General features: G+C 72.2%; 19 protein-coding genes and 1 pseudogene. 10 read left to right on the top strand and 10 right to left on the bottom strand.

The window, feature by feature from the left end:
- Nucleotides 1–113 precede the first annotated feature (113 nt).
- The 5 genes from SRB17_RS37830 to SRB17_RS37810 all read right to left on the bottom strand — a co-directional run bounded on the left by SRB17_RS37830 (nt 114) and on the right by SRB17_RS37810 (nt 5,495).
- Nucleotides 114–1,820 carry an ABC transporter ATP-binding protein gene (locus SRB17_RS37830; protein WP_153545502.1) on the bottom strand — a complete coding sequence of 569 codons (1,707 nt, stop codon included), beginning with the start codon at nt 1,818–1,820 and terminating at the stop codon, nt 114–116.
- A gap of 125 nt (nt 1,821–1,945) precedes the next feature.
- Nucleotides 1,946–2,590 (bottom strand): response regulator, encoded by a 645-nt coding sequence (locus SRB17_RS37825; protein WP_153545500.1) that lies wholly within the window; start codon nt 2,588–2,590, stop codon nt 1,946–1,948.
- Nucleotides 2,580–3,830, bottom strand: coding sequence for a sensor histidine kinase (locus SRB17_RS37820; protein WP_153545498.1), 1,251 nt, complete (start codon nt 3,828–3,830; stop codon nt 2,580–2,582). The genes SRB17_RS37825 and SRB17_RS37820 overlap by 11 nt, the downstream gene beginning before the upstream one ends.
- A 25-nt stretch (nt 3,831–3,855) precedes the next feature.
- Nucleotides 3,856–4,590: an ABC transporter permease gene (locus tag SRB17_RS37815; RefSeq protein WP_153545496.1), complete on the bottom strand. Its 735-nt coding sequence runs from the start codon at nt 4,588–4,590 to the stop codon at nt 3,856–3,858.
- A complete protein-coding gene (locus SRB17_RS37810) occupies nt 4,587–5,495 on the bottom strand; it encodes an ABC transporter ATP-binding protein (RefSeq protein ID WP_153545494.1) in 909 nt (302 codons plus the stop codon). The genes SRB17_RS37815 and SRB17_RS37810 overlap by 4 nt, the downstream gene beginning before the upstream one ends.
- Before the next feature lie 208 nt (nt 5,496–5,703).
- Between SRB17_RS37810 and SRB17_RS37805 the strand changes: the two genes are divergently transcribed.
- From SRB17_RS37805 to SRB17_RS37795, 3 genes are all read left to right on the top strand, one after another.
- On the top strand, nt 5,704–7,494 hold the full coding sequence (locus SRB17_RS37805) for an ABC transporter ATP-binding protein (protein WP_153545492.1): 1,791 nt from the start codon (nt 5,704–5,706) through the stop codon (nt 7,492–7,494).
- Nucleotides 7,491–9,365: an ABC transporter ATP-binding protein gene (locus SRB17_RS37800; protein ID WP_153545490.1), complete on the top strand. Its 1,875-nt coding sequence runs from the start codon at nt 7,491–7,493 to the stop codon at nt 9,363–9,365. Before SRB17_RS37805 ends, SRB17_RS37800 begins: the two co-directional genes overlap by 4 nt.
- 265 nt (nt 9,366–9,630) lie before the next feature.
- Complete coding sequence (locus tag SRB17_RS37795) at nt 9,631–10,155, top strand: hypothetical protein (protein WP_153545488.1); 525 nt, start codon at nt 9,631–9,633, stop codon at nt 10,153–10,155.
- Between the two features lie 34 nt (nt 10,156–10,189).
- On the opposite strand, the gene SRB17_RS37790 is transcribed toward SRB17_RS37795, so the two are convergent.
- From SRB17_RS37790 to glgX, 5 genes and pseudogenes are all read right to left on the bottom strand, one after another.
- Nucleotides 10,190–11,428, bottom strand: a complete 1,239-nt coding sequence (locus tag SRB17_RS37790) for a glycosyltransferase family 39 protein (RefSeq protein WP_153545486.1) — start codon at nt 11,426–11,428, stop codon at nt 10,190–10,192.
- A 29-nt stretch (nt 11,429–11,457) separates the two neighbouring features.
- A pseudogene (locus SRB17_RS37785) lies at nt 11,458–12,237 on the bottom strand (dolichyl-phosphate beta-glucosyltransferase); the annotation flags it as partial.
- Nucleotides 12,238–12,309: 72 nt separating this feature from the next.
- Entirely contained in the window at nt 12,310–12,864 is a 555-nt protein-coding gene (locus SRB17_RS37780) for a hypothetical protein (protein WP_323377080.1), read from the bottom strand.
- A gap of 17 nt (nt 12,865–12,881) precedes the next feature.
- A complete protein-coding gene (locus SRB17_RS37775; RefSeq protein WP_153545635.1) occupies nt 12,882–13,388 on the bottom strand; it encodes a SigE family RNA polymerase sigma factor in 507 nt (168 codons plus the stop codon).
- Nucleotides 13,389–13,527: 139 nt separating this feature from the next.
- Nucleotides 13,528–15,774, bottom strand: coding sequence for a glycogen debranching protein GlgX (gene glgX / locus SRB17_RS37770; protein WP_323377079.1), 2,247 nt, complete (start codon nt 15,772–15,774; stop codon nt 13,528–13,530).
- 292 nt (nt 15,775–16,066) lie between these two features.
- On the opposite strand from glgX, the gene SRB17_RS37765 reads away from it, so the two are divergent.
- The 7 genes from SRB17_RS37765 to SRB17_RS37735 all read left to right on the top strand — a co-directional run bounded on the left by SRB17_RS37765 (nt 16,067) and on the right by SRB17_RS37735 (nt 23,159).
- Nucleotides 16,067–17,290, top strand: coding sequence for a L,D-transpeptidase (locus SRB17_RS37765; protein ID WP_323377078.1), 1,224 nt, complete (start codon nt 16,067–16,069; stop codon nt 17,288–17,290).
- A 261-nt stretch (nt 17,291–17,551) separates the two neighbouring features.
- Nucleotides 17,552–18,730, top strand: a complete 1,179-nt coding sequence (locus SRB17_RS37760) for a L,D-transpeptidase (protein WP_153545482.1) — start codon at nt 17,552–17,554, stop codon at nt 18,728–18,730.
- Between the two features lie 79 nt (nt 18,731–18,809).
- On the top strand, nt 18,810–19,577 hold the full coding sequence (locus SRB17_RS37755; RefSeq protein ID WP_153545480.1) for an enoyl-CoA hydratase/isomerase family protein: 768 nt from the start codon (nt 18,810–18,812) through the stop codon (nt 19,575–19,577).
- A gap of 309 nt (nt 19,578–19,886) precedes the next feature.
- Nucleotides 19,887–20,390 (top strand): ATP-binding protein, encoded by a 504-nt coding sequence (locus SRB17_RS37750; protein ID WP_153545478.1) that lies wholly within the window; start codon nt 19,887–19,889, stop codon nt 20,388–20,390.
- An 86-nt stretch (nt 20,391–20,476) separates the two neighbouring features.
- On the top strand, nt 20,477–21,280 hold the full coding sequence (locus SRB17_RS37745) for a polysaccharide deacetylase family protein (protein WP_153545476.1): 804 nt from the start codon (nt 20,477–20,479) through the stop codon (nt 21,278–21,280).
- Nucleotides 21,280–22,467 carry a beta-propeller fold lactonase family protein gene (locus tag SRB17_RS37740; protein ID WP_153545474.1) on the top strand — a complete coding sequence of 396 codons (1,188 nt, stop codon included), beginning with the start codon at nt 21,280–21,282 and terminating at the stop codon, nt 22,465–22,467. The genes SRB17_RS37745 and SRB17_RS37740 overlap by 1 nt, the downstream gene beginning before the upstream one ends.
- Nucleotides 22,468–22,544: 77 nt before the next feature.
- Nucleotides 22,545–23,159, top strand: a complete 615-nt coding sequence (locus SRB17_RS37735) for an ADP-ribosyltransferase (protein WP_153545472.1) — start codon at nt 22,545–22,547, stop codon at nt 23,157–23,159.
- The last annotated feature ends 11 nt before the right edge of the window (nt 23,160–23,170 follow it).

Here is a 23,170-nt window from a genome sequence, read left to right as displayed (position 1 = left end):
CCTCGATGCGGTCCCTTGACCGTCGGCGGCGCTGGGGCCCTTACGCATGGCGGCAGCCCGCACACCCGGCCCGCGCTCGCTGTCACGATCCCTCGTCGCCGTCGCCGTCACCGTCACCGTACGATCCCCTCCGTGTCGCGGGCCACGAGTGCCCGGTAGCCCGGGTCCGTGGCGAGCAGCCGGCGGTGTGGTCCGCTGGCGGTGACCTTTCCGTCGACCAGGAACACGACCGTGTCCGCGTGGTCCAGGATCAGCGGCGAGGTGGACGTCACCAGCGTCGTTCGGCCCTCCCGTGCCTGGCGCAGTCGTCGCGCGACCGTCGCCTCGGTGTGCGCGTCCAGGGCCGAGGTCGGTTCGACCGCGAGCAGCACCTCGGGGTCGGCGAGCAACGCCCGTACCAGACGCACCCGTTGCCGCTGGCCCCCGGACAGGCTGCGGCCCTGGCCGGACACCGGCGAGTCCGGGCCCTCCGGCAGCCCGCGTACGACGTCCTCGGCGGCCGCCGCGTACAGCGCCCGGCCGAGCTCCGCCTCGCCGGCGCCGTGCCCGGCGGCCACGACCTCCCGCAGCGGCCCGGCGAACAGGTCGGCCTCGTTGTCCGCGACCAGGATCCGCCCGCGCACGTCCGCCAGCGGGACGTCGTCCAGCCGTACCCCGCCCCAGGTGGCGTCGGTCGGCCCGAAGCGGCCGAGCCGGTCCACCACGGCGGCGGCCTCGGCGGGCCGGGCCGTGGCCAGCGCGGTCAGCCGGCCGGGCACCAGCCGCACTCCCGACGCCGGATCGTGCAGCTCGGCGGGTCCCTCGGGCGCCGGCAGCGTGCCCACGTCCGGCTCCGGCTCCAGCCGCAGCAGCCCCACCACCCGGCGCGCGGCCACCACGCCCCGGTTGAGGTCGTAGGCCATCTGCACGAAGAAGGCGACAGGGCCGATCAGTACGGCCACATAGCCGTACACGGACACCAACTCGCCGATGGTGATGGCCCCTTGGGCGGCGAGCCGCGCCGCGAGCCAGGTCACCACGGCCAGGAACAGGGTGGGCAGGCCCACGCCGAGCGCCTGCACCCAGCTGGCCACCGAGCCCACCCGGTAGCCCTGCGCGCGCAGCCGCTGCGAGTCCTGCCGGAAGGCGTCCGCGAACAGTCCCTTGCCACCCAGGCCGTTGAGGACGCGCAGCCCGCCCGCGAGGTCGCCGATGCGCGCGGCCAGCACGCCCTGCCGTTCCCGGTACGCGGTCTCCGCGCCCTGCAGCCGCAGCGTCAGCGGCCCGGTGACCAGCGCGATCACCGGCAGCCCGAGCAGGACGACGGCGGCCAGCGGCGTCGAGACCGCCAGCAGCAGGCCCGCCACCACGACGTAGACCACGGCCGAGCCGACGCCCGGGCCGACCACGGTCAGCGACTGCGCGACGGTGTGCACGTCGCCGACCCCGATCGTCACCACCTCACCGGCCCCGGCCCGGCGCTGCAGCGCGGCCCCGAGCCGTACCACCTGCCCCACGACCACCTTCACCGTGCGGAAGTAGGCGTCCATCCGCACCCGGGTCATCGTGCGGTGCCGCATGATGCTCAGCCAGGCGTTCACCGACCCGAGCACGAACATCACCCCGGTCCACGCTGCCAGCACCCCCGGCCGCCCCGGCACCAGCCCCTCGTCCACGGCCCGCGCCATCAGATACGGCTGTGCGGCCAGCAGCACCATCCACACACTGCCCAGCAGCGCCCCGGCGACCGACCGCCCCGGCTGGCGCAGCACCAGCCACCACAGATAGCGCCAGCCGCCGCGCGTGTCCGCGCGGCCCGGATCCTCGTACGCGTCGATCATCCATCCCCCGATCGGCTCGGCCCCGCCTTGGGAAACGTGGAACTCGGGAAACGCCGAACCTATCGGGGGCGGCGACGGCCGCTCCAGCCAATAAAAGAGCGGGCCTGTCCGATGAAAGAGGCGCCCTATCCGAGGATGCCCCGGTCGTAGCCCGCCGCCACCGCCGCCGCCCGGTCGTTGACGCCGAGCTTGGCGTACAGATGGGTGAGGTGGGTCTTCACCGTGGCCTCGCTGATGAAGAGTTCGCGGGCGATCTCGCGGTTCGACGTGCCCCTGGCCACCAGGGTCAGGACCTCGCGCTCGCGGGTCGAGAGCGGCTCGCCCGCCGGGGTGCGCGGCGTGCGGACCGCGTGCACCAGGCGGGAGGCGACGGCCGGGGAGAGGACCGTACGGCCCTCGGCAGCGGCGCGGACGGCGGTGAACAACTCGTCGCGAGGGGCGTCCTTGAGGAGGTAGCCGGTCGCGCCCGCCTCGATCGCGGGCAGGGTGTCGGAGTCGGTGTCGTAGGTGGTGAGCACCAGCACCTTCGCGCGGGCGCCGCGGCGGCTCAGCTCGCGGATCGCGTCGACGCCCGAGCCGCCCGGCATCCGCAGGTCCATGAGGATGACGTCCGGGTCCAGGGCCGCGGCCCGGGCCACCGCTTCGGCACCGTCCGCCGCTTCCCCGAGCACCCGGAAACCCGGGGCGGACTCGAACATGCCGCGCAGGCCGTCGCGGACCACGGGATGGTCGTCGACGATCAGGAGGGTGATGGCGGGCTCAGCGGTCATCGCGGACCAAGGGTACGCGAGCCGACACCGCCGTGCCGTGCCCCGGCTCCGACTCGACCGTGAGGGAGCCGGCGATGCGTTCGGCGCGGGCCCGCATGCCGTCCAGTCCGAAGCCGCCACGGTGGGTGCGCTCCGGCAGGGCGGCCGGGTCGAAGCCGGTGCCGTCGTCGCGGATGTCCAGCGTGACCTCGTCGCCCATGAAGGACAGGGTCACCCCGACCCGGGTCGGGCGGGCGTGCCGGGCCGCGTTGGACAGGGCCTCCTGCGCGATGCGCAGCAGGGTCGCCGCGACCTCGTCGTGCAGCTGCTCGGTGGTGCCGGTGACCGTGAACTGGGCCCGGGTTGCGGTGCGTTCGCCCCACTCGGCGACCGTCTTCTTCAGCGCCTCCGGCAGTCCGTCGGTGGCGAGGGCGACCGGGGCCAGGTTGTGCACCGAGCGGCGGGCCTCGCCGAGGCTGTGCCGGGCGAGCGCGGAGGCACGCTCCAGGTGGGTGCGGGCGGTGGTCAGGTCGGGGGCGTTGGCGACGACCTGGAGCTGGGCGATGATCCCGGTCAGGCCCTGGGCGATGGTGTCGTGGATCTCGGCGGCGAGCCGGCGGCGCTCGTCCGCGACGCCCGCCTCCCTCGCCTGGAGGAGGAGTTGGGCGTGCAGGGCGGCGTTCTCGTCCAGGGCCTGCTGCAACGCCGTGTTGGTGCGCTCCAGTTCGTCGATGGTCTCGGCCTGGACGCGGGCGCGTTCCTGCTCCTGCTGGGCGTACCGGGTGAACACGCTGACCATGCCCATGTTGACGGCCAGGACGAGGAAGAAGCCGAGCCACAGGACCGGTCCGTGCGGCGGCCAGCCGCCCACCTCGCTGCCGGCCATGGTGACGGCGGTCAGGAAGAGACCGGGCAGCACCAGGCGGCGCGGCAGCTCCCGGGGCGCGGTGTAGTAGCCGGTCACGGCGTAGAAGGCGAAGAACGGGTTGGCCCAGGTCAGTACGAAGGCGATGGCCCAGCGCAGCAGGTAGAGGCAGACACCGGTCCGGCTCGGCCCCGGCCGCTTCCGCTTCACCCATCCCCAGCACAGCTGCAGCACGGCAGCCACGGGCACGAGGACGGCCGAGACGACCATCCCGGGCCGGTCCATGCCGACCGCGCGGGCGGAGAGCGCCGCGGCGACGACACCGGCGGCCAGCAGCGCCCACGGCCCCCACGTGTCGAAGGAGGCCCGGGGCTGCTGGTGCGTGGCGCTCGTCATGGCACCAGTGTCCGGCACGGCCCGTTCACTCCCAGCGGAACCAGCGGGCCGCCCCCGCCGTCAGCAGCACCGCCCAGGCCGCGAGCACGCCCAGGTGGTCCCAGCCCGGCCAGTGTCCGGCGGCGGCCTCGTTCAGGGCGCGGGCGGCCGCGCCGAACGGGGTGAGCTGCACCACGCGCGCCAGCGCGTGCGGCATCTCCTGCACCGGCAGCCACACGCCCGCGCAGAACATCATCGGGAAGAACACCGCCGAGCCGATCGCGCTCGCGATCTTCGTGGTGCGGGACAGCGCCGAGACGACGGAGCCGAGAGCGAGGGCCGACCCGGTCGCGAGCAGCAGCGCCAGCAGATACCCGGCCGGCTGCTCGGGCAGCGTCACGTCGAAGGCGAGCCGGCCGACGACGAGCGCGAGCAGCGCCGAGGCCAGCGCCACCGTTCCCTGGACGACCATCTGCGCGGACAGCAGGGCGGAGGGCCGTACCGGGGTGAGCCGCATCCGGCGCAGGATGCCCCGCTCCCGGTGCCCGGTCAGGACCTGGGGCAGCGACTGCACCCCCGACATGATCAGGGCGATCAGCACGGCGATGGGCACGTAGGCGTCGACCGGCCGCAGCCCGCCGAGGGACTTGTCGGCCTCCCGGAACGACGGGATCGAGCCGAGGATCACCAGGAGCAGCGTCGGGAACAGGAAGATCCAGAACACGGCGCCGGGTTCGCGGCGGAACAGGCGGAACTCGGTGCGCAGTACGGCGGTGTTCATACCGCTTCCTCCTTGGTCAGGTCGAGGAACGCGTCGTCGAGGGTCGCGTCCACGACGCGCAGCTGATGGGCGGTGATGCGGTGCCGGGCGAGCAGGGTGATGACCGCGTTCACGGTCTCGTCGGTGCCGGAGAGCGTGAACCGGCCGTCCCTGCGCTCGATCGAGGCGAGGGCGGGAAGGGCGGCGAGGTCGTGGTCGTCCAGGGGCGCCGACGGGGTGAAGCTGATGACGGTGGCGCCCGCCGACCGGCGGATGAGCCCGGCCGGGGTGTCCAGGGCGGCCATCCGCCCCTTGTCGATCACCGCGATCCGGTCGCACAGCCGCTGCGCCTCCTCCATGAAGTGCGTCACGAGGAGGACGGTGACCCCGCGGTCGCGGACGTCCTCGATCAGCTCCCAGGTGTCCCGCCGGGCCCGCGGATCCAGCCCGGTGGTGAGCTCGTCGAGCACCACGACCCTGGGATCGCCGATCAGCGCCAGCGCGATGAACAGGCGCTGGCGCTGCCCGCCGGACAGCTTGGCGAACCGCGTGGAGAGCTTGGGAGCGAGCCCGAGGCGCTCGGCGAGGGGCGCCCAGTCGAGCGGACTCTCATGGAAGGAGGCGTACAGCTCGAGGGCCTCGCGGACGGTGAGCTTGGGCTGCAGCTCGCTCTGCTGCAACTGGGCGCCGAGCACCCGGGTGACCTTCTCGTGCTCGGCGACCGGATCGAGTCCGGCGACCCGGACCCGACCCCCGTCGGGCTCGCGCAGCCCCTCGACGCACTCCACGGTGGTGGTCTTGCCGGCGCCGTTCGGGCCGAGGATCCCGAAGATCTCGCCCTCCTCGACGGCGAAGGAGACCCCGTCGACGACGGCCCGGCCCCCGTACGACTTGCGCAGATCGGTGACTTCGATGACGGATGACATGCCTCGAGAATCCCGGGCGGGCGGGGCCCGGCACATCGGCCGCCCCGCTCGAAGCGGCATCGTCCGATCGGTTGACCCGGGCCTACGACCCCTCGTGCGAAACCCCCGTCCGATCGGTCGAACACGCAGGTCGTAGGACCAACGGCGGACCCGGTTCCGGCCGAAACTCAGTGGGCGATGTCAGTGCCGGTCCGTACGCTCGCGAGTGATGCCCACGACACGTGCAACCACCGAGGACCGTTCCGCCGTTCGCACCCTGCTGCGGCTGTGGCCGTACGTCCGCCCCGTGCGGGCGCGGCTGTTCACGGCCGCGTTCGTCGCGATCGTCGCCTCCTGCACCGGGCTGGTGATCCCGCTCGTCCTGAAGTGGATCGTGGACGGGCCGGTCGCCGACCGGGACCCGGCCGGAGTGTGGCTCGGGGCGCTGTACCTGCTCCTGCTCGGGATCGCCGAGGCGGTCCTGTTCGGCATACGGCGCTGGCTGGTGGCCCGCCCGCTGTCGCACGTCGAGGCGGAGATGCGGTCCGGTCTCTACGGCCGTCTGCAGCGGCTGCCCGTCGCCTTCCACGACCGCTGGGCCTCCGGCCAGCTGCTGTCGCGCGGCACGACGGACCTGATGCTGCTGCGCATGTTCCTCGCCTTCCCGCTGACGTTCCTGCTGGTCAACGGGGTCACGATCCTGGTCGGCGTGGTGATCATGCTGATGCAGGACTGGGTGCTGGGCCTGGTCATCCTCGGGCCGGCCATCCCGGTGATGTGGACCTGCGCGGTCTTCGAGCGGCGGTACGCCGTGGTGGCGCGGCGCGCCCAGGACCAGGTCGGCGATCTGACGACGGTGGTCGAGGAGAGCGTGCTCGGCATCCGCATCATCAAGGGCTTCGGCCGGCACCGCAGCCAGGCGCGGGCGTTCCGCGAGCTGGCGCTCACCCTGCGCGGCACGGAGCTGCGCAAGGCGCGGCTGCTCGCCACGATCTGGGGTGTCATCGTGACGCTGCCCGAGCTGGCGATCGGGGCGGCGCTGGTGCTGGGCGCCGTCCGGGTGGCCGACGGGGGGCTGTCGGCGGGCACCCTGGTCGCCTTTCTGAGCACGGCACTTGCGCTGCGGTGGCCCGTGGACTCGATCGGCTTCCTGCTGGCGATGAGCCAGGAGGCGGCGACGGCCACGGAACGGTACTTCGAGGTGATGGACGAGGTGCCGGAGGACCCCGCAGTCGCGGGCCGTCCTCCCGCGGGCGCCGCGGGCGACACCGGACTCCGTTTCGAGAACGTCCAGTTCCGCTACCCCGACGCACCCCCCGGCTCCCCACCCCTGCTCACCCGCATCGACCTCCACGTCCGCCCCGGCGAATCCATGGCCCTCGTCGGAGCCACCGGCAGCGGGAAGACCACCCTCACCGCGCTGGTCCCACGCCTGCACGAGGTCACCTCGGGCCGTATCACCCTCGACGGCGTCGACATCGGGGCGATGCCCCGCGAGGAACTGCGCGCCAAGGTCGCCGTCGCCTTCGAGGAACCCACGCTGTTCTCCACGAGCGTCGGCGAGAACGTCCTGATGGGCGCCCCGGAGGGCGCCGGAGAGCCGGACCTCGACCGCGCGCTCGCCGTCGCGCAGGCCGACTTCGCGCACGCCCTCCCGCAGGGCACCGACACCCGCGTCGGCGAGCAGGGCCTCAGCCTCTCCGGCGGCCAGCGGCAGCGCCTCGCACTGGCCCGCGCGGTGGTCGGCAGACCGCGGTTCCTGGTGCTGGACGACCCGCTGTCCGCCCTGGACGTGCACACGGAGGCCGCCGTCGAGGCCGCGCTGCGGCAGGTCCTCGCCGACACCACCGCGCTGATCGTGGCCCACCGCCCGTCGACGGTGCTGCTCGCCGACCGGGTCGCCCTGCTCTCGGGCGGCCGGATCGCCGCCGTCGGCACCCACCACGAACTGCTGCGCACCAACACCGAGTACGCGCATCTGATGTCCGGAGACGTCGAGGAGCCGGAGGACCCCCGTTGACCACCACGACCGCCGCCACGTCCACCGCCGAGGACGACGAACTCCCCGGCCCGCACGGCGCGGGCGACGGCGGTGAGTCCGGCGACGTCTTCGACCGGGACGTCCTGCCCGCCCCGCCCGGCGCCACGGCCGCGCTGCTGCGCTCCCTGCTCGCACCGCTGAAGGCCCGGGCCGTGGTGACCATGCTCCTGCTGCTGTTCCAGCAGGCGGCGGTGCAGCTGGGTCCGCTGCTGGTGGCGTACGCCATCGACACCGCCGTACCGGCGTTCCGGGACCACCGGCACGGTCCGCTGATCGCGGTCGCCGTCGGCTATCTGCTGTGCGCCCTCGCCTCCGGCGTGCTGCAGTTCGCGTTCATCCAGGCCTCCGCCCGGGTCAGCCAGGACGTGCTGCTCGATCTGCGGGGCCGGATCTTCCGGCACGCGCAGGCGCTGAGCATCGACTTCCACGAGCGGTACACGTCCGGACGGCTGATCTCCCGCTCCACCACGGACGTCGAGTCGCTGCGCGAGCTGCTCGACGACGGGCTGCAGGAGCTGGTGACCGTCGTGCTGTCCTTCGTCTACATCTCGGCGATGCTGTTGTGGCTGGACCTGTCTCTGGGCGCGGTCGCGGTGGCCTCGTTCGTGCCGCTGTATCTGCTCGTGCGGATCTACCAGCGGCGTGCGGGGCGGGTGTACCGGGCGCGGTCGACGGCGATCGCGGCGGTGATCGTGAAGTTCGTGGAGACGATGAACGGCATCCGCCCGGTGCGCGCATTCCGCCGGGAGGCGGCCAACGACGCCGAGTTCGCCGTGCTCAACCGGCGGCACGAGCGGACGAACGGGGACGCGCTGCTGGAGATGGCCCGCTACGTGGTCGGCTCCCGGCTGGTGGCCAACACGGCGGTCGCGGGGATCGTGCTGTGGGGCGCCTACCGGGTGGCGTCCGGCTCGCTGGAGCTGGGTGTGCTGGCGGCGTCGGTGCTGTATCTGCGCCGGCTGTACGACCCGATCGACCGGCTCGGGATGTTCCTGAACTCCTACCAGTCGGCCGCCGCCTCCCTGGAGAAGGTCGCCGGGCTGCTGGCACAGCGCCCGTCCGTGCCGGAACCGGCGGTGCCGTGTGAACTCCCCCCGCTGAAGGGGGACTTCCCGGGCCGTGAGGTCGTCTTCGAGCGGGTCCGGTTCGGCTACCGCACCGGCGGCGAGGTGCTGCCCCGCTTCGACCTGACCCTGCCGGCCGGGCAGACGGTCGCCGTGGTCGGCTCCACGGGCGCCGGCAAGTCCACCCTCGCCAAGCTCCTCGCCCGCTTCTACGACCCCTCCGGCGGCCGGGTGCTGCTGGACGGTGTGGATCTGCGCGAGCTGCCCGTGCCGGAGCTGCGCCGCGGTGTGGTCATGGTGACCCAGGAGGCGTTCCTGTTCTCCGGCACGGTCGCCGACAACATCGCCATCGGCCGGCCCGACGCCTCCCGTGCGGAGATCGAGCAGGCGGCCAAGGCGATCGGCGCGCACGAGTTCATCAGCGCCCTGCCCGACGGCTACGACACCGACGTCCGCAAGCGCGGCGGGCGCATCTCGGCCGGGCAGCGCCAACTGGTGGCCTTCGCCCGCGCGTTGCTCGCCGACCCGGCGGTGCTGATCCTGGACGAGGCGACCAGTTCGCTGGACATCCCGGGCGAGCGGGCCGTGCAGCGGGCGATGTCGACGGTGCTGCGGGGCCGTACGGCCGTGGTGATCGCGCACCGGCTGTCGACCGTGGAGATCGCGGACCGGGTGCTGGTGATGGAGCACGGCCGGATCGTCGAGGACGGCCGCCCGGACGAACTGATCGGCGGCACGGGACGGTTCGCGGATCTGCACAGGGCGTGGCGGGACAGTCTGGCGTAGTTGCTGGTTCAGCGGGCGTTCACGCAGGCTATGGTGGGTGGTTGACGAGCGATCACGCCGTCGTCGGCGCGCCTCCACGCCTCCCCGCCGGGCCCGATGTCAAGCCCGCGTCAAGGCCTCGCCACGCCCTGCTCTCGCGTGAATAAACGTTCAACCAAAGGGGCCCTCGGTCGGGCAAAGAGGTCTACTCGCATAGATGATCCCGGTGCTGTCATGCTCACGACCGCCCGGACTTCTGCCGGGCACCGCACCGGGAGACCCCCACATGTCCCGAATAGCGCGCCCTCTGGTGACCACCCTCTCCAGCCTCGCCCTCGCCGCAGCGGGCCTCACCCTCACCACCGGCTCCGCCCACGCCGCCAGTTGCAGCCAGGGCTACCTCCCCCTGCCCGACCCGGTCTGCACGCCCGGGGCCCTCAACCCCGACGTCACCCAGGACACCATCGACTCGACCATCTGCGTCTCCGGCTGGACCGGGACCGTACGGCCGCCCAGCTCGTACACCACCGCGCTGAAGAAGCAGCAGATCGCCGAGTACGGCTACTCCGACACCAGTCTCTCCGACTACGAGGAGGACCACTTCGTCCCGCTCGAACTGGGCGGCGCCCCGAGGAGCGAGGAGAACCTCTGGCCCGAGCCGCACTACGGCGACGAGACCTCCTCGGACAAGGACACCGTCGAGAACAAGCTGAAGAAGGCCGTCTGCGCCGGTGACGTCAGCCTCTCCGACGCCCAGAACGCCATCATGACCGACTGGACGACCGCCCTGTCCAGCCTCGGCCTGAGCTGAGCGGTCCACTCCCCGCCGGGCTGGGGGCGCCGGATCACGGCACCCCCAGCTCGAACAGGACGTACCCCGCGTACGAGCCGGAAGCGAGCGCGGCGATGCCGAGCAGGGTGCACAGCACGAGCGGACCCAGCCGGCGCATCGCGACCGCGAGCGGCAGGAACAGCGGAAAGCAGGGCAGCAGATAGCGGGAGACGTTCGCGAAGATCTGCTGGCTGCCGAGGACCAGGGCGAGGGTGAGGACGGTGTGCACGACCAGCACCGCCGGCGGACGCAGCCGCAGCAGCAGGGGGAGCAGGGCGACGGCCAGCAGGACCACACCGACGCCGATGACGTCCGCGAACGGGTACGCGAACAGGTAGCCGCCGAAGTGGCCCACCGGCACGGACGTCAGCACCTCCAGGGTCTGCCTGCCGTGGTCGAACTCGTGCGCCCAGGCCCCCGACTGCAGCGTGAAGTAGCCGCCCAGGTCGCCCATGCGGTCGCCGACCCAGAGCAGATAGCCGAGCAGACCGAGCGGGGCCAGGGCCGCCGCGAGCAGCGGACGCAGGCTGTCGTTCTCGCGGCGGCGCAGCGACAGCAGCGCGGCCACGCCGACCCCGGCGATCAGCGCGGCGGCCGTGGGCCGGTTGAGGCCGGCCGCGAAGGCGAGGACCCCGGCGGTCAGCCAGCGGCGGGCCATGACGGCGTGACAGGTCCAGGCGGCCAGGGCCACGTAGAGCGAGTCGGAGTAGACCGCCCACTCCACGCCCGAGCCCGGCCACACCGCCCACAGCCCGGCCGCGGCGAGTCCGGCCCGCCGCCCGCCGAACCGCTCCGCGATCGCGTAGATGCCCAGCGCGGCGGCGAAGGAGGCGAGGATCGACACCAGCAGGCCGGCGCCGTACGGGCCGAGGCCGGTGACGGCCATGACCATCCGCATCAGGGCCGGGTACAGCGGGAAGAACGCCGCCGAGTTGCCCTCCAGCGTGATCAGACCGGTGGCGCCCGGAACCGGGACCAGCCTCGGGTCGTAGCCGTGCAGGGCGATCTGCTGGTACCACCAGCCGTCCCAGGTGGCCAGCACGTCCCAGGCGTGCGCTCCGCCGCCGAACCGCGGGTCCTTGGTGCGGTAGTCCCCGGCCGAGGACAGCAGGTACAGGAAGGAGAGGAAACCGGTCATCTTCAGCGTGCCGAACAGCGCGAGCACGGGGCTGTGCCGGCGGGCGGCGGCCCGCAGTCGGGAACCCGAGGCGGCCTGCACCGGCCCCCGCATCCGGGGCATCGTCGCCGTCATGGCGCGACCGGTCCGGTACGGCGACCGCGGCGGGCCGGTGTCCGCAGCATCCGGGCGATCCCGCGCAGGTCCGCCAGCGCGGTGGCGACGATGTCGACACTGCTGTCGGGATCGTCGACCCAGTCCACCGGTACCTCGTGGATCCTCAGGCGCGCCCGCTCCGCCAGCACCAGCAGTTCGGTGTCGAAGAACCACTCCCCGTCCCGCACCTGCGGCAGCAGTCGCTCGGCGACCTCGCGGCGCACCGCCTTGAAGCCGCACTGCGCGTCGGAGAAGCCGACGGCGAGCGTGCAGCGCAGCAGGACGTTGTAACAGCGGGAGATGACCTCGCGCTTGGCGCCGCGCACCACCCGTGCGCCGGGCGCGAGCCGGGTGCCGATGGCCAGGTCGGAGTGGCCGGATATCAGCGGCGCGACCAGCGGCAGCAGCGCGGCGAGCCCGGTGGACAGGTCCACGTCCAGGTACGCCAGCACGGGCGCCCGGGAGCCCGACCAGGCTGCCCTGAGCGCCCGGCCGCGGCCCTTGACCGGCAGCCTCAGCGCGACCACCCCGGACAGTTCCCCGGCGAGCCGGGCGGCGATGCGCGGGGTGCCGTCGGTGCTCGCGTTGTCGGCGATGGTGATCCGGAACGGGTAGGGGAAGGTGTCCCGCAGATGCGTGTGCAGCCGCCGGACGTTCGGCTCCAGGTCCTTCTCCTCGTTGAACACCGGTACGACCAGGTCCAGGACGGGCTCGCCCGCGTGTGACGGCAGGGGTGCGCGGCGGGGCGCCGGCGTCGTGGCCGAGCGACGGCTCGGTCGGAGTTTCATCACGTTCTTCCCCGTTTGTTCTTGTTGTTCGGGCATGCCGAAGGCACGCGGGGCGGGAGGGGTGGTGCGGGTTCAGTCGGTCGGGCTGACCACCGACGAGGGGGTGTACGACGGGTCGGCCGGGTCGCTCGCCGTGGCCGAGGGCGGCGGGGTGGCGGCGGTGCCGCCGGAGGTCACGGTGGCCGTGGCGGACGGCGGGCCGCCGCCGGCGGAGACCGAACTCGTGCTTCCGGTGGGTGGGTTGGAGGTGGCGGAGCTCTGGTCCGGCGTCGGGGAGTCCGTGGTCGTGGTCGTGGACGGCGGCCCGCTCGGCGGCTCCGACGAACTCGGTGACGTGCTGGGCGAGGTGGTCGGCAGGGGGGTCGGGCTGGTCGCCGGCCGGGGGTGCGGGGCGGTGGGCCGGTCGTCGGTGTGGCCGTGCGGCCACAGGAACAGGCCGAGGCCGAGCCCGGCCACCGCCAGCACGGAACCGGCCGCCCGGCGTGCCGTGCGCACCCGGCGCCGGGTGCGCACGCCCGCGTGCAGCGCCTCCCGGTGCCGGGGCTCGTAGCACACCGGTTCCTGCGTGCTGTGCATGAGCCGCGTCAGCTGCCGCTCGAAGTGATCCATGTGCTCGGTGTCGTCCACGTGCTTCACGGTCCCCCTCACCCCACCGGCTCGATGACGTCGGCCAGCAGCCGGCGCAGCCGGGCCACCCCGCGCGCGGCGTGGGACCGGGCGGTGCCCACCGGACAGCCCAGAATCTCCGCGACCTGCCGGTCGGGCAGGTCCTGGTAGTAGCGCAGCACGACCGCGGCCCGCTGCTGCGGACTCAAGTGCGCGAGCGCCGCCTCCAGCCGGGAGCGCTCGGCCACCGCGGCCGCCACATCGCCGGCCGCCGCCACCTCGGGCAGTTCCTCCACGGGCCGCTCGCCCCACCAGCGCCGGCGGGCCGAACGGGCCGCGGCCCGTGCCAGCACCTTGCGCACATAGGCCTCCGGCGCCTGGTCGGCGACCTTGGGCCAGACGAACCACAGCTTGACCAAGGACTCCTGCAACAGGTCCTCGGCGCGGTGCCGGTCCCCTCCGGTGAGCAGTCGGGCCAGATGGAACAACACCGACCAGCGGGCCGCGACGAACGCGTCGTACTCACCCGCCCGAACCTGCTCCATCCTCACGGTCCCCGTCCTCGCCGGCTGTTCACACCAGGAGTAAGACTCTGGAGGCCCGGGAACGCTGCACCGGTCCGGCGTGATCCGCGTCACGCACAGCCGTCCCGCAGGATCAGCCCACTCTCACCGCCACGCAGGCTCAGACCACCCTCAGCAGCAGCACCGCACGCCCGGGCACCGTGATCTCCGCGCCCGCCGGATGGACCGTGCCCGGTGCCTCCGCCTGGTCCTCCCGCGAGGTGTCCACGAGCACCTCGTACCGCTCCGCCCAGGGCCGGCCCGGCAGCACGAAGACCGTCGGGTCCTCGCCCGCGTGCAGGACCGCGAGAAAGCTGTCGTCCGCGACCGGTGCGCCCCGTTCGTCGCGGCCCGGGATGTCCCGGCCCGAGAGGTACATGCCGAGCGTGGCCGCGGGGGCGTACCAGTCGCCCTCGGTCATCTCCGCGCCCCGCGCGGTGAACCAGGCCAGGTCGCGCAGTCCGTCCGCCGAGTGGGCGCGGCCGGAGAAGAAGGCGCGGCGGCGCAGCACCGGATGCCGGTGGCGCAGGGCGATCAGCCGGGAGGTCAGCTCGAACAGGGGCCGCCAGCCGGGGTCGTCCAGCAGGGACCAGTCCAGCCAGCTGATCTCGTTGTCCTGGCAGTAGGCGTTGTTGTTGCCGCGCTGGGTGCGGCCGAGTTCGTCGCCGGCCACCAGCATGGGCACACCGGTGGAGAGCAGGAGCGTGGTCAGCAGGTTGCGCAGCTGACGGCGGCGCAGGGCCCTGACCCGCTCGTCCTGCGTCTCGCCCTCCACCCCGCAGTTCCAGGAGCGGTTGTCGTCGGTGCCGTCGCGGTTGTCCTCGCCGTTGGCCCCGTTGTGCTTGCGCGCGTACGACACCAGGTCGCGCAGGGTGAACCCGTCGTGCGCGGTGACGAAGTTGACCGAGGCGTACGGGCGCCGGCCGCCCCAGGCGTACAGGTCGCTGGAGCCGGACAGGCGGTAGCCCATCTCGCGGACGTCCGGCAGGGCGTGCCGCCAGAAGTCCCGGACGGCGTTGCGATAGCGGTCGTTCCACTCCGTCCACAGTGGTGGGAAGGCGCCCACCTGGTAGCCGCCCGAGCCGATGTCCCACGGTTCGGCGATCAGCTTGACGCGCCTGAGCACCGGGTCCTGGGCGATCACCGCCAGGAACGGGGAGAGCATGTCGACGTCGTGCATCGAGCGGGCCAGCGCCGCCGCGAGGTCGAAGCGGAAGCCGTCCACGCCCATCTCCGTCACCCAGTAGCGCAGCGAGTCGGTGATCAGGCGCAGCACCTGGGGCTGGACGACGTGCAGGGTGTTGCCGCAGCCGGTGTAGTCGGCGTACCGGCGGGCGTCGTCCTGGAGCCGGTAGTAGCCGCGGTTGTCGATGCCCTTCAGGGACAGGGTCGGGCCCAGTTCGCCCGCCTCCGCCGTGTGGTTGTAGACCACGTCGAGGACGACCTCGATGCCGGCCGCGTGCAGCGCGCGCACCATCCGCTTGAACTCGCCGACCTGCTGGCCCGTCGTACCGGAGGCCGCGTAGGCGGCGTGCGGGGCGAAGTAGCCGATGGAGTTGTAGCCCCAGTAGTTGCGCAGGCCCCGGCGCAGCAGGTGGTCCTCGTGCGCGAACTGGTGGACGGGGAGCAGCTCGACGGCCGTGACGCCCAGCTTCACCAGGTGCTCGATCGCCGCCGGGTGCGCCAGGCCGGCGTAGGTGCCGCGCAGCTCCCGCGGGATGCCGGGGTGCAGCTTGGTGAAGCCGCGTACGTGCAGCTCGTAGATGACGGAGTCGGCCCACGGGGTCTTCGGCCGGCGGTCGTCCTCCCAGTCGTCGTCATCGTCGACGACGACCCCCTTCGGGACGTACGGCGCCGAGTCCCGGTCGTCGCGCACGGTGTCCGCCACCTGCTGCTGGGGCCAGTCCCGCACATGCCCGTACACCTCGGGCGGGAGCCCGAACTCACCGTCCACCGCCCGCGCGTACGGGTCCAGCAGCAGCTTGGCCGGGTTCCAGCGGGCGCCGGTCCAGGGGTCCCAGCGGCCGTCCACCCGGTAGCCGTAGCGCTGCCCCGGCATCACGCCCGGCACGAAACCGTGCCAGATCTCGTGCGTCAGCTCGGTCAGCGGGATTTGCGTCTCGCGTCCCGTCCCGTCGAACAGGCAGACCCGGACCGCCTCCGCACCGGCCGCCCACAGCGCGAAGTTGGTGCCCGCGACCCCGTCCGGGCCGACCCGGAACCGGGCCCCCAGCGGTGTCGGGGCGCCCGGCCACACCACCGGGGCCGGCACGGCGGCCCGCCGGGCGCCGTTCACCACGGCCGGGTGCTGCCCGGTCCCCGCGGCCGGCTCCCCGGCCGGTGCCCGCTGCTCGGCTGCGCTCGTCACCTGTCGGCCCCTCTTTCAGTGGCGGCTCGGCCCCGGGGCGGCGCAACCGGCCGTGCCGAAGAGCCGAGGCTGCCCCGCAGCACCCTCGGTCGCCCGGCACGGCTGCGCCCCGACGGTCGGGGGCGCCCTCTGGATCGGCGCTCGTACGTCCCTTTCCGTGGACCCGATCCCAGAAGGCGCCCCCTCCGGCGCGGGCGCGGCGGCTCCCCAGCGTGTCGTCCTTCCCTCTGTTCTGCCCAGTGCGTGCGTCGCACTCACGTTTCCCCGGAGCGGCCCGGTCGTTGAGCCGCGCGTGAGGCACGTACAAGGACGCGCGCGGCGCACTGGGGCCGCGCTGGCCGCCGCACTGACATGGGCGACACTGCTGGCAGGATGCTCCTCGGGAGGCTCCGGACTGCTCGGGCTGGACGGAGCCCCGGGCAGACCCCCGGCAGCCGAGGACGTCATCCACGTCACCCCCGGCGACGACAGCAAGGCCGTGCGCCCCGACCAGCGGCTGCGGATCGAGGTGCCCGACGGGCGCCTGCAGAAGGTGACCGTCGTCAGGTCGCAGGACGCGCAGGACTCCCCGGTCCCCGGGCACATCGGCGACGACGGCCGGACCTGGCAGCCGGACGAGGACCGGCTGGCGCTCGCCGCCACGTACACCGTCGACGTCGTGGCACGGGACGCGGACGGCCGCCGCGCGGCCCGGCACACCACCTTCACCACGCTCGTCCCCGGCCGGCGGTTCATCGGCTACGTCACCCCCGAGAACCGCGCCGTCGTCGGCACCGGCATGATCGTCTCCCTCGGCTTCAGCCGGCCGATCACCGACCGGGCCGCCGTCGAACGCGCCGTCCGGGTCAGCGCACAGCCGCCCGTCGAGATCCGCCCGCACTGGTTCGGCGACAGCCGCCTCGACTTCCGCCCCGAGCAGTACTGGAAGCCCGGCACCGAGGTCACCGTCGACCTGAACCTGCGGGACGTCCAAGGAGCGCCCGGCGTCTACGGGTTGCAGGACAAGACCTTCGCCTTCACCGTCGGCCGCAGCCAGATCTCCGTGGTCGACGCCGTCCGGCACACCATGCGGGTACGCCGGGACGGCCGGCTGCTCGCCACCGTGCCGATCACCGCGGGCGCCCCGGAGAACCCCACCTACAACGGCAAGATGGTGGTGATGGCCATGCTGGCCGTCACCCGCATGAACGGCCGCACGGTCGGCTTCGGCGGCGAGTACGACATCCCCGACGTCCCGCACGCCATGAAGCTCACCGACTCCGGCACCTTCGTGCACGGCAACTACTGGTCGCCGGACGCGCCCGGGCACGTCAACGTCAGCCACGGCTGCGTGGGACTCAGGGACGTCAAGGGCGGCAGCTCCGCCACCCCGGCCGGCTGGTTCTTCGACCGCAGTCTCGTCGGGGACGTCATCGACGTCGTGGGCAGCACGGAGAAAACGGTCGCCCCCGACAACGGACTCGGCGGGTGGAACATGACCTGGGAGGAGTGGAAAGCGGGCAGCGCGGTGAAATAACCAGGTGAGGGGCCGGGGTTCGGGCGGCGGTGCGGGCGGAAGTTGCGACGGAACGGTGACATTCGCCTGACACCCCGCTCAAAACCAGGCGGTTAATATGCGCGCACCAATGTGGTGGGGAGCGGGCCTGACCAGGTCCGGCGAGGGGAGAACAACTTGAACGTGCGGCCTATATCGGGGGCGTCGGCGACGGGGCCGGGGAGTGAGCCGCAGGCTGGAGCGCCCCGGAGGCGAACGACCGATATGAAGGGGCGAGGCCGAATGGGGCTGGTCCTCATATCCGGCGCCCTGGTGCTCTCCCTCGCGGCCTGCGGCGGGGGCGGCGGCAAGGGGGCGGATGCCAAGGGCAAGGAGACCAGCACCCAGCAGGGCAAGCAGCAGTCCACCGCCGCCGTCACCATCTCGCCCAAGTCCGGTGCCACCGGCGTCGACACCAGCGGCGCGCTCAAGGTGGGCGTCGCCAAGGGCAAGCTGTCCGAGGTCACCGTCAAGGACGCCAAGGGCGCCACGGTCGCCGGCACCATCACCGGCGGGGGCGCGTCCTGGACGCCGTCGACCCATCTGGCCGCCTCCACCAAGTACACGGTGCACGCGGTCGCCAAGGACTCCGAGGGCCGCGAGGCCGCCGAGGACTCCACGTTCACCACGCTGACCCCGAAGAACACCTTCCTCGGCTACTTCACCCCCGAGGACGGCTCCACCGTCGGAGTCGGCATGCCGTTCTCCGTCAACTTCACGCGGGGCATCACGAACCCGCAGGCCGTCGAGAAGGCCGTCAGGATCAGGACCGAGCCCGCCGTCGACGTCGAGGGCCACTGGTTCGGCAACGACCGCCTGGACTTCCGCCCCGAGAAGTACTGGAAGGAAGGCACCAAGGTCACCGTCGACCTGAACCTCGACGGGGTCGAGGGCCGCGACGGCGTCTACGGCAAGCAGCACAAGACCATCAAATTCACCATCGGCCGCAACCAGGTCTCCGTCGTGGACGCCAAGAAGCACACGATGAAGGTCACCCAGGACGGCAAGGTCATCAAGACCATCCCGGTCACCACCGGCAAGCCCGGTTACGACACCTGGAACGGCCAGATGGTCATCAGCGAGAAGCTGACGGTCACCCGCATGAACGGCGAGACGGTCGGCTACGGCGGCGAGTACGACATCAAGGACGTCCCGCACGCCATGCGGCTGACCACCTCCGGCACCTTCCTGCACGGCAACTACTGGGGCGGCGGCGCATTCGGCAACTACAACGCCAGCCACGGCTGCGTCGGCCTGCGCGACGTGCGCGGCGGCTACGACAGCTCCACGCCGGCGGCCTGGATGTTCAACCACTCGATCATCGGCGACGTGGTGATCGTGAAGAACTCCCACGACCGCACGGTGGACCCGGCGAACGGGTTCAACGGCTGGAACATGTCGTGGGCGGAGTGGACGAAGTAGTCCCCGAACGACGTACGGCCCGGTGCTGTGACCTACGGCACCGGGCCCGCTGTCGTTAGTGACCGTTAACCTGCTTTCCATGACCGTCACTCTCGAAGTCGCCGAAGGCGTCGGAACCCTGCGTCTGGACCGGCCGCCGATGAACGCGCTGGACGTGGCCACCCAGGACCGGCTGAAGGAGCTCGCCGAGGAGGCCACGCGCCGCGACGACGTGCGCGCCGTGGTGATCTACGGCGGCGAGCGGGTGTTCGCGGCGGGCGCGGACATCAAGGAAATGCAGAACATGGACCACACCGGGATGATCCTGCGCGCCCGCGCCCTGCAGGACTCCTTCACCGCCGTGGCCCGCATCCCCAAGCCCGTCGTCGCCGCCATCACCGGCTACGCCCTCGGCGGCGGCTGCGAACTGGCCCTGTGCGCCGACTACCGGATCGCCGCCGACAACGCCAAGCTCGGCCAGCCCGAGATCCTGCTCGGCCTGATCCCGGGCGCCGGCGGCACCCAGCGGCTGCCCCGGCTGGTCGGCCCGTCCAAGGCCAAGGACCTCATCTTCACCGGCCGTCAGGTCAGGGCCGACGAGGCCCTCGCGATCGGCCTGGTGGACCGGGTCGTCCCGGCCGCCGAGGTGTACGAGCAGGCGCACGCCTGGGCCGCGAAGCTCGCCCAGGGCCCGGCGATCGCCCTGCGCGCGGCGAAGGAGTCCGTCGACACCGGCCTGGAGACCGACATCGACACCGGCCTCGCCGTCGAACGCAACTGGTTCGCGGGTCTGTTCGCCACCGAGGACCGCGCGACCGGCATGCGCAGCTTCGTGGAGGAGGGCCCCGGCAAGGCGAAGTTCCTCTGAGTTCCGGTCGTCGTCAGTCATGTGAACATCCCCGTAACTCCCATGGGGGCCCTTGCAATTGACGCGTCGTCTCGTCCGGGTCCCTCGATGGGGCGGTTTATGGGAGCCTTAAGGCAACCTTAAGCCTGCCTCGTCGAGGGAGTCCGACGATTGCCCGGAAGTGAGCCGTCTGCGCAGGTCAGCCGGGCCGTACTGGCGAGTGACATGCCGTCGGCATATGCCGATCGCTCGGCGGGGAACGGGGGCGTGCAAGGGGCGTATTCCTCCGGAACGGCCCCCAAGACGCCTCCGGGCCGCCATCATGGGGGCATGGCGGGGCTGGAGGGCATCGAACAGCCGCGGGGACACAGCCGTGCGGCCGCGGCGCGCTGGTCGCCCGCGGTCGAGGACGAACAGGCGCTCAAGGCGCTCGAACTGTTCGGCAACCCGACGGAGGCGGAGGTACCGCTGCCGTCCCGCCCGGAGTCCGCGGCAACCGCCCGCCGGCTCGCCCAGGTCGTGGTACTGCGCACCTGGCGGCTCAGTCCCAAGCTGACCGAGGACGCCGTCTTACTCGTGTCCGAACTCGTCGGCAACGCCGTACGGCACACCGGCGCCCGGGTCTTCGGCCTCCGGATGCGCCGCCGCCCCGGCTGGATCCGGGTGGAGGTCCGCGACCCCTCGCGCGGCCTGCCCTGCCTGATGCCGGTCCAGGAGATGGACGTCAGCGGCCGGGGCCTGTTCCTGGTCGACAGGCTCTCGGACCGGTGGGGAGTCGATCTGCTGCCCAGGGGCAAGACGACGTGGTTCGAGATGAGGGTGGCCGACCGGTAGCGAGGGCATGCCCCGCGCTCCTACGGCGACCCGAATTCGTCCACCTTTCGGGCCAATCGACGGTTTTCTTACCTAACGCCCCTTAAATGGTGCGGGTGACCACGACCAACCGACGCGGGGTGCTGCGCGCGGGCGCCGGACTCGCTGCCGGCGGTGCGCTCGCCGCGGGTTGCGGTACGGGCCGGACCGCCCCGCCCGACGCATCCCCTTCCGCAGCGTCTCCGTCCGCCGCGCCCGCCAGGCATCCCGCGGCCGGCGGTCCCGCCCCCGCCCCCCGCGCCTATCCCGGTCAGCCCGCCCAGATCACCCACGGCCCGCGCACCCGCCCCCAGGTCGCGCTCACCTTCCACGGCCAGGGCGACCCGAAGCTCGCCCACTCCCTGCTCACCGAGGCCGAGAAGGCCCGCGCCCGGCTCACCGTGCTCGCCGTCGGCACCTGGCTGGACGAACACCCCGACATCGCCCGGCGGATCCTCGACGGCGGCCACGACCTCGGCAACCACACCCAGCACCACATCGCGGTCAACGCCCTCGCCGAGGCGGACGCCCGCAAGGAGATCACCGACTGCGCGGACCGGCTGAAGCGGCTCACCGGTTCCATCGGCACCTGGTTCCGCCCCTCCCGCTCGCCGACCGCCTCCCCGCTGGTCGCCCGGCTCGCCCGCACCGCCGGCTACCCGCACGTGCTGTCGTACGACGTCGACTCGCTCGACTACACCCGCCCCGGCGCCGCCGCCGTCACCCGCAAGGTTCTCGCCGACGTGCGGAACGGGTCGGTGGTGAGCCTGCACTTCGGGTACCCGGACACGGTCGCCGCCCTGCCCGACCTCCTCCACGAACTCGACCGTCGCGGACTGCGCGCGGTCACCACCACGGAGCTGCTGAGCTGATGCGAACCACGAAAGCCGCCCGCCTGCTGGCCGCCGGTACCGCCCTCACCGCCCTGACGCTGCTGTCCGCGTGCAGTCAGGGGTCTCAGCACCACAGGAACGAGGCCTTGGCCAGCAAGGCGCCGGCCCAACCCGGGGGTGGCAAGCGGCAGGTGAACGTACTGCCCGGGATGCCGCCGGTCGAGAATCCCAAGGACCTCTACTCCGCCGACCGCCCGAACCAGCTCTCGCCGGTCGTCAAGGACTTCCCGTCCCGGGTGTACGTACCCAACACCAACTCCAACACCGTCACCGTCATCGACCCGGAGACCTACAAGGTCATCGACACCATCCCGGTCGGCCACCAGCCCCAGCACGTCGTGCCCTCCTGGGACCTGAAGACCCTCTGGGTCAACAACGACCTCGGCGACAGCCTCACCCCGATCGACCCGAGGACCGGCAAGGCCGGCAAGCCGGTCGCCGTGCACGACCCGTACAACCTGTACTTCACACCCGACGGCAAGTACGCCGTCGTCATGGCCTCCAGAGACCGCCAACTGGTCTTCCGTGACGCGCACACCATGAAGGTCGTCAAGGCCGTGCCGGTCAGCTGCTACGGCGTCAACCACGCCGACTTCTCCCCGGACGGCCGCTACTTCATCGTCTCCTGCGAGTTCAGCGGCGAGATCCTCAAGGTCGACACCGCGCAGATGAAGGTCGTCCGCCAGGAGCGGCTGCCGTACGCGGGCGCGATGCCGCAGGACGTCAAGATCTCCCCGGACGGCAAGCTGTTCTACATCGCCGACATGGCGGCGAACGGCGTGTGGATCCTCGACGGCGACAAGTTCACCCGGCCCCACCTCCTCTACACCGGCAGGGGCGCCCACGGCCTCTACATCAGCCGCGACTCCCGCGTGATGTACATCTCCAACCGGGGCGAGGGCACCATCTCCCTCTTCGACTTCGCCGAGAACCGACTCGTCAAGAAGTGGCACCTGCCCGGCGGCGGCAGCCCCGACATGGGTGGCGTCTCCACCGACGGCACGGTGCTGTGGCTGTCCGGCCGCTACAACGCCGAGGTGTACGCCATCGACACCCGCACCGGGAAGGAACTGGCCCGCATCAGGGTCGGCAGCGGCCCGCACGGCCTCGCCGTCTACCCGCAGCCGGGCCGCTACTCGCTCGGACACACCGGTATCTTCCGCTGACCGTACGGCAGTTGGACACGCCGACGATCGGGTGACGATCCACGCGCGACGGCCGGTCGGCCGACATCGTGCTGCGCATGATCATCACCCGTCTGCGGCGCCGCACCGCCGCCGCCGTCCTGTCCCTCGGCGCCGTCCTCGCCACCACGGCCGCCACCGCCCCCACGACCCCGCACGCGGCCGCCGCGCCCGCGAGGGCGGTCGCACCGGCCTGCCCCCGGTTCGAGGACAAGCTCAAGGCCGCCGCGGACCGGAACGTGGACCTCGACCGGATCACCCCGGCACCCGCCTGGCGCACCACCTGCGGCACGCTCTACCGCAGCGACAGCCGCGGCCCGGCGACCGTCTTCGAGCAGGGCTTCCGTCCCAGGGACGTGGTGGGCGGCCAGTACGACATCGAACAGTACGTCCTGGTCAACCAGCCGTCCCCGTACGTGTCGACGACGTACGACCACGACCTGTACAAGACCTGGTACAAGTCGGGCTACAACTACTACGTCGACGCCCCGGGAGGCATCGACGTCAACAAGACCATCGGCGACACCCACAAATGGGCCGACCAGGTCGAGGTCGCCTTCCCCGGCGGGATCGCCCGGCAGTACATCATCGGGGTCTGCCCGGTCGACAAGAAGACCAAGGTCGAGATCATGAGCGACTGCGAGAGCAATCCGTACTACCAGCCGTGGCACTGACGGGCACCGTC

This window comes from Streptomyces sp. RB17 (assembly GCF_009604455.1).
Classification (GTDB): domain Bacteria; phylum Actinomycetota; class Actinomycetes; order Streptomycetales; family Streptomycetaceae; genus Streptomyces.
Note: the sequence above shows the minus strand (reverse complement) of the source record. Positions and strands in the feature narration are given on the sequence as shown.

What these genes read in the sequence shown, in the direction of transcription:
- SRB17_RS37815 (WP_153545496.1), bottom strand. Translation starts at nt 4,590, where the DNA reads ATGAACACCGCCGTACTGCGCACCGAGTTCCGCCTGTTCCGCCGCGAA.
- SRB17_RS37755 (WP_153545480.1), top strand. Translation starts at nt 18,810, where the DNA reads ATGACCGTCACTCTCGAAGTCGCCGAAGGCGTCGGAACCCTGCGTCTG.
- SRB17_RS37805 (WP_153545492.1), top strand. Translation starts at nt 5,704, where the DNA reads ATGCCCACGACACGTGCAACCACCGAGGACCGTTCCGCCGTTCGCACC.
- SRB17_RS37740 (WP_153545474.1), top strand. Translation starts at nt 21,280, where the DNA reads ATGCGAACCACGAAAGCCGCCCGCCTGCTGGCCGCCGGTACCGCCCTC.
- SRB17_RS37735 (WP_153545472.1), top strand. Translation starts at nt 22,545, where the DNA reads ATGATCATCACCCGTCTGCGGCGCCGCACCGCCGCCGCCGTCCTGTCC.
- SRB17_RS37790 (WP_153545486.1), bottom strand. Translation starts at nt 11,428, where the DNA reads ATGACGGCGACGATGCCCCGGATGCGGGGGCCGGTGCAGGCCGCCTCG.
- SRB17_RS37750 (WP_153545478.1), top strand. Translation starts at nt 19,887, where the DNA reads ATGGCGGGGCTGGAGGGCATCGAACAGCCGCGGGGACACAGCCGTGCG.
- SRB17_RS37820 (WP_153545498.1), bottom strand. Translation starts at nt 3,830, where the DNA reads ATGACGAGCGCCACGCACCAGCAGCCCCGGGCCTCCTTCGACACGTGG.
- SRB17_RS37775 (WP_153545635.1), bottom strand. Translation starts at nt 13,388, where the DNA reads ATGGAGCAGGTTCGGGCGGGTGAGTACGACGCGTTCGTCGCGGCCCGC.
- SRB17_RS37810 (WP_153545494.1), bottom strand. Translation starts at nt 5,495, where the DNA reads ATGTCATCCGTCATCGAAGTCACCGATCTGCGCAAGTCGTACGGGGGC.
- SRB17_RS37745 (WP_153545476.1), top strand. Translation starts at nt 20,477, where the DNA reads ATGGTGCGGGTGACCACGACCAACCGACGCGGGGTGCTGCGCGCGGGC.
- SRB17_RS37760 (WP_153545482.1), top strand. Translation starts at nt 17,552, where the DNA reads ATGGGGCTGGTCCTCATATCCGGCGCCCTGGTGCTCTCCCTCGCGGCC.
- SRB17_RS37795 (WP_153545488.1), top strand. Translation starts at nt 9,631, where the DNA reads ATGTCCCGAATAGCGCGCCCTCTGGTGACCACCCTCTCCAGCCTCGCC.
- SRB17_RS37825 (WP_153545500.1), bottom strand. Translation starts at nt 2,590, where the DNA reads ATGACCGCTGAGCCCGCCATCACCCTCCTGATCGTCGACGACCATCCC.
- SRB17_RS37830 (WP_153545502.1), bottom strand. Translation starts at nt 1,820, where the DNA reads ATGATCGACGCGTACGAGGATCCGGGCCGCGCGGACACGCGCGGCGGC.